The sequence below is a fragment of the Vibrio plantisponsor genome, from assembly GCF_013041605.1.
Lineage (GTDB): Bacteria > Pseudomonadota > Gammaproteobacteria > Enterobacterales > Vibrionaceae > Vibrio > Vibrio plantisponsor.
Map to the genome: position 1 here is coordinate 461,830 of NZ_JABEQC010000001.1, position 16,176 is coordinate 478,005.

At 44.0% G+C, this 16,176-nt stretch carries 15 protein-coding genes; 8 read left to right on the forward strand and 7 right to left on the reverse strand.

The window, feature by feature from the left end; all coding sequences use genetic code 11:
• Positions 1-11: 11 nt before the first annotated feature.
• On the reverse strand, positions 12-1,265 hold the full coding sequence (gene yjeH, locus HKI82_RS02170; RefSeq protein ID WP_171137059.1) for an L-methionine/branched-chain amino acid transporter: 1,254 nt from the start codon (positions 1,263-1,265) through the stop codon (positions 12-14).
• A gap of 285 nt (positions 1,266-1,550) precedes the next feature.
• Here yjeH and HKI82_RS02175 point away from each other — a divergent pair, with 285 nt between their 5' ends.
• From HKI82_RS02175 to HKI82_RS02185, 3 genes are all read left to right on the forward strand, one after another.
• Positions 1,551-1,994 carry an Lrp/AsnC family transcriptional regulator gene (locus HKI82_RS02175; RefSeq protein ID WP_042479640.1) on the forward strand — a complete coding sequence of 148 codons (444 nt, stop codon included), beginning with the start codon at positions 1,551-1,553 and terminating at the stop codon, positions 1,992-1,994.
• A gap of 3 nt (positions 1,995-1,997) precedes the next feature.
• Positions 1,998-2,927 (forward strand): LysR family transcriptional regulator, encoded by a 930-nt coding sequence (locus tag HKI82_RS02180; protein WP_171137060.1) that lies wholly within the window; start codon positions 1,998-2,000, stop codon positions 2,925-2,927.
• A gap of 73 nt (positions 2,928-3,000) precedes the next feature.
• A complete protein-coding gene (locus HKI82_RS02185) occupies positions 3,001-3,615 on the forward strand; it encodes a LysE family translocator (RefSeq protein WP_042479644.1) in 615 nt (204 codons plus the stop codon).
• Between the two features lie 64 nt (positions 3,616-3,679).
• On the opposite strand, the gene HKI82_RS02190 is transcribed toward HKI82_RS02185, so the two are convergent.
• The 5 genes from HKI82_RS02190 to HKI82_RS02210 all read right to left on the reverse strand — a co-directional run bounded on the left by HKI82_RS02190 (position 3,680) and on the right by HKI82_RS02210 (position 11,714).
• Entirely contained in the window at positions 3,680-3,904 is a 225-nt protein-coding gene (locus HKI82_RS02190) for an FxsA family protein (RefSeq protein ID WP_042479645.1), read from the reverse strand.
• 138 nt (positions 3,905-4,042) lie between these two features.
• Positions 4,043-7,153 (reverse strand): DUF748 domain-containing protein, encoded by a 3,111-nt coding sequence (locus tag HKI82_RS02195; protein WP_102939800.1) that lies wholly within the window; start codon positions 7,151-7,153, stop codon positions 4,043-4,045.
• Positions 7,154-7,396: 243 nt separating this feature from the next.
• On the reverse strand, positions 7,397-8,833 hold the full coding sequence (locus HKI82_RS02200; protein WP_102939799.1) for a glyceraldehyde-3-phosphate dehydrogenase: 1,437 nt from the start codon (positions 8,831-8,833) through the stop codon (positions 7,397-7,399).
• A gap of 384 nt (positions 8,834-9,217) precedes the next feature.
• Positions 9,218-11,041: a putative bifunctional diguanylate cyclase/phosphodiesterase gene (locus tag HKI82_RS02205; protein WP_102939798.1), complete on the reverse strand. Its 1,824-nt coding sequence runs from the start codon at positions 11,039-11,041 to the stop codon at positions 9,218-9,220.
• A 202-nt stretch (positions 11,042-11,243) separates the two neighbouring features.
• Entirely contained in the window at positions 11,244-11,714 is a 471-nt protein-coding gene (locus HKI82_RS02210) for a dCMP deaminase family protein (RefSeq protein WP_042479650.1), read from the reverse strand.
• A gap of 965 nt (positions 11,715-12,679) precedes the next feature.
• Here HKI82_RS02210 and HKI82_RS02215 point away from each other — a divergent pair.
• The 4 genes from HKI82_RS02215 to HKI82_RS02230 all read left to right on the forward strand — a co-directional run bounded on the left by HKI82_RS02215 (position 12,680) and on the right by HKI82_RS02230 (position 15,084).
• On the forward strand, positions 12,680-13,258 hold the full coding sequence (locus tag HKI82_RS02215; protein WP_240956630.1) for an exopolysaccharide biosynthesis protein: 579 nt from the start codon (positions 12,680-12,682) through the stop codon (positions 13,256-13,258).
• A 36-nt stretch (positions 13,259-13,294) separates the two neighbouring features.
• Positions 13,295-13,699 carry an OsmC family protein gene (locus tag HKI82_RS02220; protein WP_102939796.1) on the forward strand — a complete coding sequence of 135 codons (405 nt, stop codon included), beginning with the start codon at positions 13,295-13,297 and terminating at the stop codon, positions 13,697-13,699.
• A 138-nt stretch (positions 13,700-13,837) separates the two neighbouring features.
• Complete coding sequence (locus tag HKI82_RS02225; RefSeq protein ID WP_102939795.1) at positions 13,838-14,431, forward strand: DUF1294 domain-containing protein; 594 nt, start codon at positions 13,838-13,840, stop codon at positions 14,429-14,431.
• A 98-nt stretch (positions 14,432-14,529) separates the two neighbouring features.
• Positions 14,530-15,084, forward strand: a complete 555-nt coding sequence (locus tag HKI82_RS02230) for a sugar O-acetyltransferase (RefSeq protein WP_102939794.1) — start codon at positions 14,530-14,532, stop codon at positions 15,082-15,084.
• Here the strand turns inward: HKI82_RS02230 and HKI82_RS02235 are convergent.
• A complete protein-coding gene (locus tag HKI82_RS02235) occupies positions 15,081-15,218 on the reverse strand; it encodes a hypothetical protein (RefSeq protein ID WP_171137061.1) in 138 nt (45 codons plus the stop codon). The genes HKI82_RS02230 and HKI82_RS02235 overlap by 4 nt on opposite strands.
• Between HKI82_RS02235 and yddG the strand changes: the two genes are divergently transcribed.
• Positions 15,207-16,148 carry an aromatic amino acid DMT transporter YddG gene (gene yddG, locus HKI82_RS02240; RefSeq protein WP_171137062.1) on the forward strand — a complete coding sequence of 314 codons (942 nt, stop codon included), beginning with the start codon at positions 15,207-15,209 and terminating at the stop codon, positions 16,146-16,148. The genes HKI82_RS02235 and yddG overlap by 12 nt on opposite strands.
• Positions 16,149-16,176 lie beyond the last annotated feature (28 nt).

Below are 16,176 nucleotides of genomic sequence, written 5' to 3' on the forward strand. Positions count from 1 at the left end.
CGCCTTTGCTATTAAATTGGGTGTTGTGTTTTCAGCTCTTTTTGCCATGGCATCGCCAAGGCAGCAAAAATGACCAGAGCATACAGCATTGACCAGCCAAGACAGATAAACACGCCAGTGCAGAGAATCAAAGCAATAACAGCCAGTGCCTTTTGATACCCTTTCAGTAGCTTGTACGCTGCCAACATGGCTAACAAGTAGACTAAGACAAAGACACCATTGGCCAGTTTGAGAAAGAATTCCAAATCCAAATTCGACAGTTGACCGACTACACACGATAGCAGCAATATGCCGCCAATCAGCCAAGTTGCATTGGCTGGAACGCCGCGCTGAGAGAGTTGAGCCAGTGCGCTGTTAGGACGATATTCTCTGGCTTGCGCCCACACCATACGCGATAAACTCTGCGTGTATAGGTTGATACTGGCAAAACATGCAAAGAAGCCGATGATGCTGATTATGATTGCCATACGAGAACCAAAGAGCTTATCACTGAGCCAAGGAATAGAGGCGCTATCAAACTCAGGTGTACCAAAAGCTCCAAACTTCAAGATAATAACTGAACACGCCCAATAGGTTGCACCAGCCACGAAGCATCCGACCAGAATGGCAATCGGGAAATCACGTTGTGGATTTTTGAATTCTTCACCCATATGCGCAAAGGCTTCTATTCCCACAAAACACCAGAACATTACTCCTAGCGCAGCACCAATTGACCAAATGGAATCGATACTCAGTGCTGGCATTACTAAGTCGGTGCTTCCCACGTCTCCAATCCAGAGAAAGGATGCCACTAATGCAAAGATGCTCAATGCGATGGCCGTTTGTAATCGGCCAGAAGATTTTGTCCCTGCTAGGTTTACGCCAATAAGAAGTACTACCGTGAGCACTTGAGCCAAAATGGCATTATTGAACTGAGCAGGTAACAATTGCTGTAAAAAGCCCGCAGCTAAGGCGACAGCCGCGGGTACGCCTACAGGAATGACGCTTACAAATAGCCAGGCAACAGCACGCTCTAATCGGGCGTTATACGCTTTTCGAACGAAGTATGCAGTGCCTCCAGCGCTCGGGTATTTTTTCCCAAGCGCTGCGAAAGTTAAAGCAACAGGGCAAACAGCAACAAACAAGATGAGCCAGGCCCAAAGTGAAAAATGGCCCGCAATTCCGGCTGCAATGGCTGGGATCATAAACAATCCGGTACCCATTAATGTGGTCGATAGCTGACCGATACCAGAAAGCAAAGTGATCTCTTGTTTGAGTTGGTTCATGTTCTCATTCCCTGATTCTTATTATGCCGAAAGCTTACTCAAAACTGAGATGTGATGCATCTGGCAAAACGTTCTGCTTTAGCGTCAAAGTGACACTTTTTCATCGAATTTCCGCCATTTTGACGGTGAAACTCCTTTCATAAAGAGACTTCCCGTTAATTGTCAGTAGTCTAGCCATGCAATTTGTGTCAAATTAGCCATGAATCAACGGGATAAGTTGGTTACTTTTCAACGTTTTTTATTTGAGAAAAAACGTATGAGAAGCGAAAAGAATGGGAATGTACGATGGATAAATTTGACAGACAAATCATAGAGATATTGCAAGGGGATGCGAGAGCATCTGTGAGTGACATTGCCCGCGAAGTGAACCTTTCACGCTCTGCCGTTACGGCACGTATTAAGAAACTTGAACAAGACAAAGTGATTTTGGGCTATCACGCTCAAATCGCAGAGCCAGATCACACCAATAATGTCAGTGCCTATTTTGCGCTAAAATTTGATACCTCTGCGAGCCTACACTCCTGTGAGCTGTATGCTCACAAGATCTATCTGATCCCCGGTGTGAAGTGGTGCCATGCGATTAGTGGCGAAACCGATATGATGCTGTACGTTGAAGTGGAAAGCATGGCGAAGTTAAATGCGATTCGAGATGAATTGCAAAGCTACTCTCAACTGCGTCAATTGATAACGCATACGGTTTTAAAAGAACTGTTTAACACGGCTAAGTAGTTTTTGATGTCACAAATAAATCTCAACTTACTGCGGTCACTGAAGGTGTTGCTTGAAGAGTGTCATGTCAGTCAGGCGGCGACGAAGTTAAATATTACCCAGTCAGCTTTGAGTCGCCAGCTAAGTCAGCTGCGAGAGATGTTTGCTGACCCTTTGTTAGTCAGAGATGGCAACCAGTTAGTGCCCACGCCGAAAGCTGTCAGCTTGCTAAACAAACTAGAGCATTGGTTTGTTGAACTTGATGAACTGATGATTGAAGCAGAATTTGAACCAAGCGCTTGGAAAGGTGAATTTGTTTTCGCCTCCAGTGACTATGTCGCGCAATATCTGCTACCTGAAATGGTTGAAGCCATAACGGTTAAAGCGCCTAAAGTCTCAATTAAATACTGCCTTTGGCAGCCAAGTTTACTTGGAGAAATGGCAAACTCTGAAATTCAGCTCGCTTCCACTATGTCGCCTGAACCGCCTAAGGGCGTTTCTTCGTGGCAAATTGGCGAGGATTATCCGGTTTGCGTGATGAAGCAATCTCATCCGTTGTCAGAAAAAAGCATTTTGAGTGTGGAGGACATTTTAAGCTTTTCACACATCAAAGTGACCGGAGGAGGTGATAAAGACACCTATATCGATCAGGCGCTGGCTGAACTTAATCAGGTCAGGCATATCGGATTAAAAGTCCCGTTTTTTTCTGCAGCATTTCGCTCGTTATCTATGAGTGACTACTTAATGGTTGTTCCTGAGCATATCGCTCGCAACATGAAAAACCATTTTGATGTGGTATTTAAACCGCTACCGGTTAAGACTCCAAAACATAAATATTGGCTTCTTTGGCACCCTAAATTTGATAACGAACCTTCCCACGTCTGGGCTAGACAGCTTGTCTACGACATTATGAATCACTCTGAGTATTCGATAGGTTATGATTCAGAATCATAGCTAGGATGAAAAAAGATGATTTCAAATAATAATAAAAGACGAGTACGGTTAGGAACTAACTAGGAGAGTTCGAATGACAATAACAGTTTGGCTATCACTTTTTACTATTTGTTTGTTGGGGGCTATGTCTCCCGGACCTAGCTTGGCTATGGTTGCAAAGCACAGCCTTGCTGGCGGGCGTCGCAACGGTTTAGCAACGGCGTGGGCTCATGCTTTCGGCATAGGTATTTATGCGTTTATTACATTGATTGGATTGGCAGTGGTTCTTCACCAGTCGCCACTGCTGTTTAAAACCATCAGTTATGCTGGTGCTGGGTATCTGGCTTATTTGGGGTTCAACGCCATTCGCTCTAAAGGTGGTGTAGCAGCGAAGTTAGAATCTGGCGAAACGGTAAGTGCATGGCAATCTGCGCGTGAAGGTTTTTTGATTTCATTATTAAGCCCAAAGATTGCGCTGTTCTTTATCGCATTGTTCAGTCAGTTTGTTGCCGTTGGGCATGAGTTGAGTAGTAAAGCGATCATCGTCGTGACGCCGTTTGTCATTGACGGCTTGTGGTATACCTTTATTACCTTCTTGCTATCAAGCCCACTCATTCTCGACAAGCTACGTTCCAGAGCGGTATTGATTGATCGTTTGTCAGGGATTGTTTTGCTGCTGCTTGCTGCGCGAGTTCTGCTTACGGTGTAAGTTCAGCTCCCGTTATTTTCTAGCCATAAATACAAAGAACCCCTCAATGACGAGGGGTTCTTTGTTAATACTTCGAATGGGTGTTCACTTCTTCAAACTCACCATCGATGGTATTGCCGTAGGTCTGATTGTTCTGAGCCTGATAAAACGGACGACGATGCAGTTGATTTTGCAGTTTTTTGCCAGTGATGAGTGCTGCAATCGTCAATGGAATGACGAGCAACAAACTTAATGTCAGTGCGAAGAATCCAGTTATGAGCGTCAGTACGGTAATAAGAAATCTATTCATTGTCTGCTCCTGTTTTGATTGCCCCCATCTTAGCCCGGCACAGATGAATTAAACATGAACAAGCCATTCAGATAGATGATAAAGGCCCAACCCTTTAGAGAACAAAGGATTGGGCTAGAGTTGAGGAAGTGAGGAAGGTTATTCAGCGCCTACGGTTAACTCAGCACCACTTTTTTCTGTTTTCAAATCGGTCTTACTGTCGAGCAGGAACACTCGATCTGGACTGATTTGTTGTTCTTCCACCAAATACGCTTTGACCGCTTTTGCACGCTCTGCTGCGAGATTACTCAAACTGTTTTTATCGACGTTGGTCGCTTTGACTAACTGATTGTAGAGCCCCATATGAACAACAGTCTCAATTTGTTCTTTGGTCACTTCTGCGCCTTGGGCTTTTTCAGTCAGTTGCTGTTCGACCTTATCTCTTTCTTGGCGTATATCTAACTGCAATTGTTCCTCGGCAAGTTCTTCAAGTGCATCGACTAACGGTGCAGATTCGGTAATGCGGCTGGCACTGAATGGTTCAGGAAGTGTTTCCAGCCCACTATTGGCGAGTAGGGTTTTCTGCACATTCTGTTCAGCCAATGCATAGCTGTCGTCTGGAGCAGAGACAGAGCCTTCGACACTGACTTTAAGAATCGGTCTTTCCTGCAACGCTTGTGCAAGTTTACCTATGCGCTGTTTCTCTTCGTCATCTAAGGTTGCAATACCGGCTTGGAAAGTGACTTGATTCAACTCTTCATCTGTACCGACAAGATCAGCTAACAGTGAGAACGGAGCTGTCACGGCTTTAGTAATGATGTTGGCGAACGCTTTCAAAATCACACTACCAAAACTGAAGTCAGGATCATCCACTTCACCTGACACGTTAACACCCAAATCAATCACGCCGTGGCGATCTTGCAATATCGCAATCGCCAGAGTGATCGGCAGGCTGGTGGCAAGGCTGGAATCACTGGGTTTACCCAGTTGCAGCTGGTCGATAACAAGATGGTTTGTACCTTGAAGCTGGTTGTCATCTAAGCGGTAGTTCAGGTCGAGTGAAAGTTGGCCTTTATCGATGTAATAACCCGCGTAGGTTCCAGAATACGGATTGACGGAAGTCAGCTCAACGCTTCTAAACACTAAGGCAAGATCGAGGTAAGGCTTTTCAATCAGTGGGTTAATTTCACCTTTCAGCGTTACTGGTGCATATTTGTCAATTTTGCCAGCAATATCCACACTAGCTTTCGTTCCCGGAGTCGAAGACAGGTTCTTGATTGAACCTTCGAGTAGCTCAATACCGGAGGCAAAGTTAGGGGTTAGCGAGTTGTCAGCGAAAAACGCCGAGCCGTTGGCAAACTTAATCTGTTGAACTATGACCGACATAGGCTTGCTGCTGTTGCCTTTCGTGGTCACTGTCGCTTTGGTTGTCGCGGCTTTGTCAGTTGTGGCCGTTGAGGTATCACTCTGTTTAGTAACCACAATATCGCCAATGTTGGTGCGCTTATCTTCGGCAATCATTACTTTAGCGTATGGCGCATCGAGCAACACCGTTTTGATGATCAACTGGTTTTGTTTTGAACTAAAACGTAGTGAGTCCACAGACATTTTCTGCCATTTCACCAAAGGTTCTCGCTTGATGGTGTCACGCATCAAAAGATTGTTAACACTGAGCGAGCCGTCGAAATTAATGTCGTCTGCCCCACTGACGTTGTAATTTCCTTTGGTATTGAGTGCGCCTTTGGTTAAGCGAATATTCAGATAAGGGGTGAGATAAGGCTGTAGCTGTGTCAGATCCAGTGAATCAATGGACAAATTGCCATCCACTTTTAGTGCTTTCACATCTACGCTGCCTTGAGTTGCAAAAGAGCCTCTAGCGTTTTCTGGCTGCTGCTTGCTACTTGAGCTCACATTAAGAGTGACGTCATATTCGATAGGTTCGACTAAGTCGCTTTGAATCGTTTTAGTTGTTACTGTCATAGGGTGCACGCGCCAGTGCACATCTTGTGACTGAACTTTTTCCAACACATTGAAGTCCGAATCTGCCATTGAGAATTTCTCAAGTCGAACCTTCCACTGCGGTGTCGTTGATTCTTGGTTTACTGCCTGATTAGCTGAAGTATCCTGTTTAGGCGCAACACCGTTTGTTTGGGTTCTTGGCGTGAACAGTGCGGCTAAATCGAGTCCATTTTTGTCCAACATTGCGTCAAACCATAAGCCTTGCATTGAAATATCAGCGATATTGATCAGTTGTTCATCGCCGGACAGTTGGATATCACTGACAACCAATGAAGGCAGTTTTACCTTTTCAGATTGTTGATCATTAAAAACGAGATTGGAAAGCGAGAACTGTCCGTTCTGAGTTTGGTATGAAAGCGAGTCATTAACTTGTTTTGCATGGTAATTGGTCGAGAAGCTGACTGAACCGTCGCTCAATCGTGCTGCTATCAGTTCCTTTGCGAACGGCCAATATGGCGTTAGCGTCAGATCGCTGAGTGTCACATCACCTTTAATTTCAAATGGAGAAAGCTGAAATTGACCATTGAGAGCGAGCGGGCTTTGATCCGCACTCACTAACGAAAATTGGTATTGGTTAGCGTTTTCGGTCAGATTCAGTTTTCCATCTTGGTTAGCAGGCAGGCTCAGAGCGTAAGCCTGACTATCAATGTTGTTGAGCTTTAGGGAAATCTGTTGGTAATTTAAGTCAGCACCAGTAACGGAGTCTGCAAATCTGGCATCACCATCAGTGATAGCAACAGCGTTAACCTTGAATGCAGGGATCGTATTGGTGGCAGCCTCTTCAGAAGTATTATCTTCAGCTTGTGGTGGATTGTTGCTGGCTAATGTTTCGAGAATATCACTGAAGTTAAACGCATTATGTTCATTTACGCGTTGTACTTGGATTCCAGGCTGGACAAGAAACAGATGGTCTACAGTTGGCTTTAAGCTTAGTAAGCTTTGCCAAAAGTTAACTTCCACTTCCAGCAGTGCAAACTGGGTGAATGCTTGTTGTTGGTTTTGCTCAAGAATGGCGAAATTTTCAATCCGAGCTCTAAGCAGGAAAGGGTTAATCGAGACTCTCTCAAGTTGGACGTTGCGACCTAACAGTTGGCTAAGTTGCTTGGGTGCTTGCGACTGAATAACCGCAGGGGCAATAAGGCCGATAATGACGGCATAAGCCACATAGGTAAGTGCTAGATATGTTGAGGCTCTTAACCACTTCGGTGCCGATTTAAAACGAGCATAAAACACAGATATCGCTTGTTTCATAGATAGTATTAGCCTCTTTCTTGCTTAAGAAAATTCTCCCCAAAATATAGTTCGTTAGTTTAACTATATTTTTCCAAAAGAGTTAAGTTTGCTGGTGCAAATTTGCTTGTAAAACAGATGAAAAAAGCCGCTCATATCAGGGATAGAGCGGCAAAACGGGGGGATGTCATCAGAAGCAGTGGCTAAATGGGTCAGAAACCACTTCGTCAGTATCGGTTATTATTATGTTGTGGAGTCTAATTCTTACTTTTGTGGATATGTTTTGTAGCGCACACCCATCATCTGTTCCATACAATGAACCACTTGGCAGCTATAACCAAACTCATTGTCATACCAAACGTACAGAACGCATCGGTTATCTTGAGCGATGGTCGCAGCTCCGTCGACTACACCAGCGTAGCGTGAACCTACGAGGTCAGACGATACGATCTCTGTTGATTCTGTGTAATCAATTTGCGCTGACAGGGCAGAGTTCAATGCCATCTCTCTTAGATAAGTATTGAGCGCTTCTTTGTCTGTGCTCTTTTCTAAGTTCAGGTTAGCGATCGCCATGGAAACATTTGGCGTAGGAACGCGAATTGAGTTACCAGTAAGTTTACCAGCCAATTCAGGCAGCGCCTTTGCAACGGCTTTTGCAGCACCAGTTTCAGTCAGAACCATGTTCAATGACGCTGAACGACCACGACGTTCGCCGCTGTGGAAGTTGTCGATGAGGTTTTGGTCATTGGTGAATGAGTGCACGGTTTCAATGTGACCAGATACCACACCAAACTTATCATTCATCGCTTTCAGAATTGGTGTGATAGCGTTTGTGGTACAGCTTGCTGCTGAAATAATGGTGTCTTCAGGTTGAATAACGGATTCGTTAACACCGAATACTACGTTTTTAATATCACCTTTGCCCGGAGCTGTTAGCAATACTTTGCTTGCGCCTTTAGAGCTTAAGTGTTTGCTCAACCCTTCGCTGTCACGCCATACACCTGTGTTATCAACAACGAGTGCGTTGTGGATGTCATAACTGGTGTAATCAATCTCTTCAGGGGAGTTGGCATAGATAACTTTAATGAAGTTACCGTTAACAATGAGTGCTTTATGTTCGTTGTCGACAATGATGCTGCCGTTGAACTGGCCATGCACCGAATCTCTTCTTAGCAAGCTTGCGCGCTTTTCCAAATCACCCTGTTTACCACCGCGAACAACAATGGCACGCAGTCTTAGTGGGTAGCCTGGGCCACTTTTTTCAATCAGCAAACGAGCCAGTAATCGACCTATACGGCCAAAACCATAGAGAACCACATCTTTTGGTGTCGTAATCGTAGTGCCGTTTAAGCTACTGAGTAGGGCAGTTTGAAGAAAATCATCTAAGTTGTTTTCATCAGTGTGGTGCTGCCAATACTGGTGACCAAGTTGACCAATATCGATGCGACATGGCGATAAGTCTAAACCAGCTAAGCGCTGCAAAATCGGCATGGTTTGTTCTAGAGAGAGTGCGGTTCCAGTGTATCGGCGGGCAATGCGGTGGGTTTTAATGATGTCGATGGTAGCGGCGTTGATCAGTGTCTTACCATACAAAATAACTTCAACACCTTTTAAACGATAGAGCTGGCCGATTAATGGTGACATCGATTCTGCGATAGTTTGGCTGGTCTGCCAATCGAGTAGATGTTTTTCTGGACTCATTGCTGTAAACCTTTCACGTTATGGTTGAGCTGATACCCACAGTTTTTACTGCGTTTGGTATTGGGGATAAGTATTGTTATTTTTATGTGGCGGGATTGTAATGTCTGATAGGTTATTCTGCTAGAAAAAATAATGCCCATATTTTTAACTGTTAACTCGATCATTAATAGAGCTTTAATGTGCAATTTTAAGTGTTTGTACGTATTGACAGAAAGTGATTAAGGTAACTTATTTCGCGTCTATCTGTATTTATGTCAGATTTCTATTGAGGCAATACAGTTTGGTATTACATAAAAATTGGCTGCATATCATTTTATCTACGCAAAGAGTAAACATTAAAGGGGCGAAATGCCCCTTATGTTGATGATCTGATGGGATATGAATTTATCCGTGAGCGGCCACTTGAGGACGAGGGATTGCGACGTCTTTTCTGCTCGATAAAAGAGCCATAAATTCGTAAGGAGGGACTGGGCGAGAGTACAAATAGCCTTGGTACTCGTCACAGCCTTCGGTTGCCAACAAATAGAGCTGTTCATCATTGACAACGCCTTCAGCCGTGACCACTTTCCCCATATTGTGACCAAGTTGAATGATGGTTCGCACCAGCATGTGGTCATTGTGATTGGAGCAGCACTCATCGATAAATGACTTATCGATTTTCAAAACATCGATGGGGAGTTGTTTTAAGTAATTCAATGAAGAGTAAGCAACACCAAAATCATCAATGGCGACTCGGATACCTAAAGTACGTAAGTCGTGGCATGCATCGACCACTCGCTGTGGTTGCTGCATCAATGTGGTTTCAGTGATTTCCAGCTGTAATAACTGAGGATTGAGCTGGGAGTCTCTCAGTGCTTTGGTCACAACATGGAAGATGTCATCGTAGAGAAATTGCACGGTTGAAACGTTTACCGCGACGCAAATCGGATGGCCGAGTTGATCCCACGCTTTGGCTTGCTGACATGCGGTTTCAATCACCCAGCGTCCGATAGGGATAATTTGTTGGCTGCGTTCAGCAACTCCCACAAACTCGTCGGGAGGAATGATCCCCAAATCAGGATGTTTCCAACGGATTAAGGCTTCAGCCCCATGTACTAAATTGGTTTTGATATCGACTTTAGGTTGGTAATACAACGCCAACTGGCCTTTCTCGATGGCATCGCTCAACTCCCGCTCTATTTGGTAACTACGGACTGTTTCTCCAATCAAGTTCTCATCAAACCATTGAATGCTGTTCTTGCCTGCTTGTTTTGCTCTTTTAAGTGCAATATCGACGTTTCGACACCAGATATCTGTGTCGTATAAAGCGTCATCCAATGAAGCAATACCAACACTGATTGTCATGGTGTAACTGCGCTTGTCGAGATGATAGGCAGATTGACAGGCTTCTAAGATGTAAGTGGCCACTTGCTGAGAGTAAAAGTTTACATCGTACTTATCTTGCAATAGCACCGCGAACTCATCACCACTTAATCGGTAAATGTTGATACGGTTGAAATCCAAGTTGCTTAAGCGCTTTGCGAACTGAATTAACAATAAGTCGCCTTGTTGGTGGCCGAGTGAATCGTTGATCTGTTTGAAGTCATCAAGATCGAGTAACAGCAATGCAAACTTGGTTTTACTCGTTTCTCCCGCAATTTTGGCTATCGATTCTAAATCTTGTTTGAAGGCTTTGCGGTTGGATACTTGTGTCAGGAAATCGGTAAGGCTGTCTTTGCGATAGCGTTCAACTTGTTTGCCCAGTTTTTGTTTGTAGAAAGTGCCGCCAGTAGCAAATATGGCGATAGCGGAGAATTCAATTGACGCTTCGACGAACTCAGGTACCTGTGCACCTGCAACGTGCGGGACGTAAATCCCGAGAATGCTTAATGCGACGAAGATAGGCCACAGTGATCCGGGGAAAATCGCAATATAACAAAGTGGCACTAGTATAAAGGCTTGAGAGAGTACACTGATGTTCAGCGGCTCCAGATAGCTGCCTGCCAGCAGCAGGCCAAACGTCGTTACGGATAGTACGCGTTTAAACCAAATGTTACTCATAAAGTACGCAGCAAGCATACACAATGGATAGATGAAGTAGTAGCGTGCAAAGGTTTGATGTTCGGTTAGTAAGGTGTAGCTCACGGCACTGACTGCGATTAGAAATAAAATCGTAACCAGAAAGTGTTTTTGATCAGGATTGTTGTTCGCAGTTGTAGTGGACTTCATGAATTATCCTTTTACTTTTAATAACCACTAGATAAACGTATATCGGGACTCCTGAATTTCAGTGTAGCCACTGTTAAAGTCGAACATTGAGTTGCATGCAGGAAAAATGTTAATGACAGTTCAAAGTTGCATAGTGGTTTCACTTTTGAGACAAAATTGAGCGCCAAATAAAAAAATAGCCCTCCATCTGGAGGGCTATTTTTTAAGATTCGTTATGAATTTCACTTATTGGTTTTAACTCGTTGAGTGGTAACCAGTTAACCTTGACACCAGCTTGCAAAAACATATCTTGGCTCACCTTAATTTTATCTCCCCAGCGAGAGAGGAAATCCTCGGTCTGCTCCGGGCAGTGAACCGCTGATATACCAGTTTGGATAATCTTGGCTGCGCAGTTTGGACAAGGAAAATGTGTCACGTAAACTTCGCATCCGTCCAAGTCACGTTTAGCAAATAGAATGGCATTTTCTTCAGCGTGTAGAGTTTTGAGATATTTCATATCTCTGTCGTCTGTGTTTGCGCTGTCTGAAATACCATGTGGGTAACCATTAAAGCCCACAGAAACAATTCGATTTTGTTTTGTAATAACTGCCCCTACTTGTGTAGAAGGGTCTTTACTCCAAGAGCCAACAAGTTCTGCCATTTGGTAAAAACGTTGTGACCATTTCGAAATCATAGTGAGGCTTCCTCTGCTAAATCATAATTGATAATTGCGCTAGTTATCTGCTACTTGAAGCTAAGCTGGACGTTGAACAGTGCGCTGCGCTATCTGCTTGTTCTAGTCATCATGGCGACAAGTAGTTTGGTTGTAATAATACCCTGATTTTGTGTCTTTTAGTCTATAAAAAGATAAGAAACTAAAAGCTTCCAAGCCAGTTTGGAGAGGTAAGGCGATTGCACTTTTAAATCGGATGTAGATATCGCTCGTGCTGTTTGTGAGATATCTCTTACAAGACGTGTGAGATATTTGATTTAAATGCTTGAGATTAACGGTCGGCGTTCTTTATAACTTGTTGTAAATACTAATATTTTGTCTTCTATCAATAATCTCGTGAATATATTTGTTGTCCAGCGTACTTGTTACTCAATGCCGATGTCGTAATCTTAAGGTGTTGGCAGGATGCTGGCACGGAAATGGAAAAGCTCACGGATAGAGTATCTTCAGGACGAAGATTCGATTGTTCAGGATGAATAGTCGGCAAGGAAAGCAAAGGATATTAACGTTAAGTTCGAAATAGCTAGGATGGTTGTTTTAGAACGGTTAATAGACAACTTAAGGGACTAAGCGTCTGTCAGGATGACAGATTCAGGACACCGCTAGGATGGCGATGAAATGGAATGCGCTGAAGGAACCAGCAGATTATCAGGGAATAGATGCAGGGAGCACCTATTAGTAGCCGGATTGCTGCGAAGAGAATAGAACCCCGCTAAGTGAAAACTTAGTGGGGTTTTCTTTTTTGGGCATATTTAAAAATATCTTTTATCAAACGTGCCTAAAGTAAATTCTTTGTTGATTTTTATCTTCGACCGTTAAGTCTATTGCGTCTTTTGATGACAAATTTAATAATGTTTGCTCACATCACATAGCGCTGGGTGGAAAGTCCCTCGCTTTGTCGTTACCTATACATTTTGGGTGTCACTTTGGAAAAAACCTCGCTGTTTCTTATCAACACGCTCAAGTATCATCCTGAGCAATATCTGACTATTGGTGAGCTTTTAGAGTTACTTAGACGTCGTTCATATGGCGCACTGCTGATCATGTTGAGTCTGGCAGGACTTATTCCCGGTATTTCCTTCTTTGCGGCTGTCGCCGATTTCTTGCTTGGGTTACAGATTGCGTTGGGTTTCCATGCTCCTCGGCTTCCCAATATCATTCAAAAACAACGTATTCATCGTGAGAAAACGCTTAAGTTCACTCAAGAGGTAATGCCTTGGTTGGAGCGTATGGAAGAATATGTAAAACCGCGTTGGGAACCCCTATCCAGTGCGAATGCCCGCCGAGTGATTGGTGCGATGATTTGTGTGCTCGCCACCATTGCTATCCTACCTCTGCCATTTATTAACTTTTTGCCAAATTTCGCGATTATTTGTCTGGCATTGGGTATTATTGAGCGCGATGGTTTGTGTCTGCTGATCGGTAGCGCGATTGCCCTGATGGCGATGTGGATCAGCCAGATCATGGTGAGAATGGCGTGGAATTCACTGATGTTAGCGTTGTAATATCAGGTTCTGAAACAATAAAGAATGAGTATTAAAATGGAAGCAAAAGTAAAGTGGGTCGAAGATTTTAAGTTTTTAGGCCAATCTAACTCAGGCCATTCTGTTGTGATGGATGGCAATGGCGGTTCTACTGCTCCTAGTCCAATGGAAATGGTTTTGCTTGGGGCGGGTGGTTGCAGTTCTGTTGACGTTGTCGATGGGCTAAAAAAAGCGGAACAGAAAGTGACCGGTTGTGTGGCAAAACTTTCTGCTGAGCGCCGAGACACGGCACCACGCATCTTTACTAAGGTAAATATTCACTTTGTTGTGACGGGTGAAAACCTAGATGCCAAGATTGTTGAGAAAGTGACGGCAGATTCGCTGGAAAAATACTGCTCTGTCTGTCTTATGTTAGGTGAAGCCGTTGATATGACCCACAGTTGGGAAATCGTGGCGGCTTAATTTAAGCGTTATTGTTCAAGAGGCTGGGCCGTCTGCTCGGCCTTTTTTGTGTCTGCTGGAAAAACTCTGTGATGGTTTCTAAGCGGTTGTGTTTTGCTTGGCTATGATTAAAGAACCAATCATTGTTGAAAGATAAACATGGCGTTAAAAGGGACAATTTCAGAATGGTACATAGACAGAGGTTACGGCTATATCATTCCTGATTCAGGGGCGCTGAGGATCAAATTTCTTCTCTCGGAGGTAAAGAACTCAGTCAATATAGGTGAAATAAAACAGCCTGTTCGCTTCGTTATTGCTCAAGATGAAAATGGTAACCGCAGAGCCACTCATGTAGAAGGTGTTCGTTCTTTTCCTTGGGCGACGTTGATTGTTGTCTGGTTTGCCGCAACATTAGGCGGGTGTGTTTATTTTTGGCAGTATCCACTGCCCATTGTCTATTACTACCTCGGCGCTTCTAGCATTGTGCTAGTCGTCTATCTTCTGGATAAGCGCAACCAGAAACGAAACAAGGTTGTGACGGGGGAGTCTGCCTTGCTATTTCTCTCGCTGTTGGGTGGCTGGCCGGGGGCTGTTATCGGACAGTATTCGTTCAATTTACAGCCTAAATCCTTCACGTTTCAGCTGCTGCTTTTCTTTGTCATGTTACTGCATATCGCTTTCTTAGTGTGGAGTCTTACGCCCGAAGGTGGCGTCCAGCTTCGCGAATGGATTCGTTTGTTGTCACAACGTTAAACGAGTTAATGAGGAAATTTATCTTTTACACTTTTCTGTTTTTCACCGAGTAAAAAGGGGTAAGATTCTGATCCTAATCATCGGAGTAGGGTGTAGTAATGACAGAATTAGAAAAGATGGTGAATGGTCTCGATTTTGATAGCTTCGCTCCAGAAATAGTGGAACTCCGTAAAACCACAGCGCAACTTACACTGGACATCAATCAGTGTATTGACCAAGAAGAGCGTCTGTTATTGCAGTCAAAGTTGTTTGGCAAAATTGGCAGAAGCCTTGTTCAGCCACCCTTTCACTGTGAATTTGGCAAAACCATCTCTATTGGTGAAGAGACCTTCATTAATATGAACGTCGTAATGTTGGACAATGCCCCGATCACAATTGGCAATAATGTTTTAATTGGCCCTAACGCTCAGTTTTATACCCCAACTCATCCTTTGGATTACAAGGCGAGAAGACGCTGGGAAACCACTTGCAAACCGATTGTGGTTGAAGACGATGTTTGGGTAGGCGGTAATGTGGTCATTAATCAAGGTGTCACTATCGGTGCACGTTCGGTGATTGCTGCTAATTCTGTTGTCAATAGTGATGTTCCACCCGATACACTGGTGGGCGGTACACCTGCTCGTGTTATTCGCAAGCTGAATGTTGAATCCTAGATTTTGCCTTGGTATTGATGACAGCAAGAACACTGCGCTTGGGTTGAGTGAGGCATACACATCTTCTCTATTTTCACCATATGAATTACAGTGCGAGCTTGATTGGTACTTGGAGAAAGCTTTTGTCTCATCATAAACACACTCTATATGGTATTGCGGCCATTTTACTATGGGCATGCTTGATGGGGTTAACCCGCACTGTCGCTGAACAATTTGGCCCGATTGGTGGCGCAGCACTCATTTACACAGTGGCGTCACTGTTTTTGATGACTGTTATGGGGGTACCTAAACTCAGTTCTTTCTCTCCAAAGTACCTCATTATTGGTGGCGCCTTGTTCGTCAGTTATGAGATTTGTTTAGCGCTTGCACTTGGTATGGCAAATGACCGACATCAAGCGTTGCAAATGGCTGTCGTCAATTATCTTTGGCCTGCGTTAACTGTATTGTTAGCGGTGTTGATCAGCAGAAAGCCGGTTAATATTCTGGTTTATCCAAGTATTGCTTTAGCTTTTATTGGTGTCGCTTGGACAATTACAGGTGATGACGGTCTTTCTGTTTCGGCTATTGCAGCTAACGTTGCGACTAACCCAGTTACCTACTCCATGGCATTTATTGGCGCAATAATTTGGGCGGTTTACTGTAATGTGACCAAGAGTTTAGCCAACGGCCAAAATGCTATCACAGTGTTTTTTATCATGACGGCGATATCACTGTGGGTGAAGTACGCAATTAGTGATGAAAGTGCTTTGCAGTTTACCCTATCGTCAACAATGAACTTAGTGCTCACTGGCATTGTTATGGGGAGTGGCTATGCGTTGTGGAACGTGGCGATTCTGCGTGGAAACATGATGCTTCTGGCTACGCTGTCTTACTTCACCCCCGTGTTTTCGACATTACTTTCGTCTGCCATATTAGGTGTCGCTTTGGGCGTATCTTTCTGGCAAGGGGTAGTGATGGTCACTGTCGGTTCATTGGTCTGCTGGTGGGTGACCCGCAGTAAAAAGAACACCGAATCGAATGAGCCTTTGCTTAGTCAAAAGATTAGTCATGAAAATGAAGCTTAATACAGATTAGATGGTGAGAGATGAATAA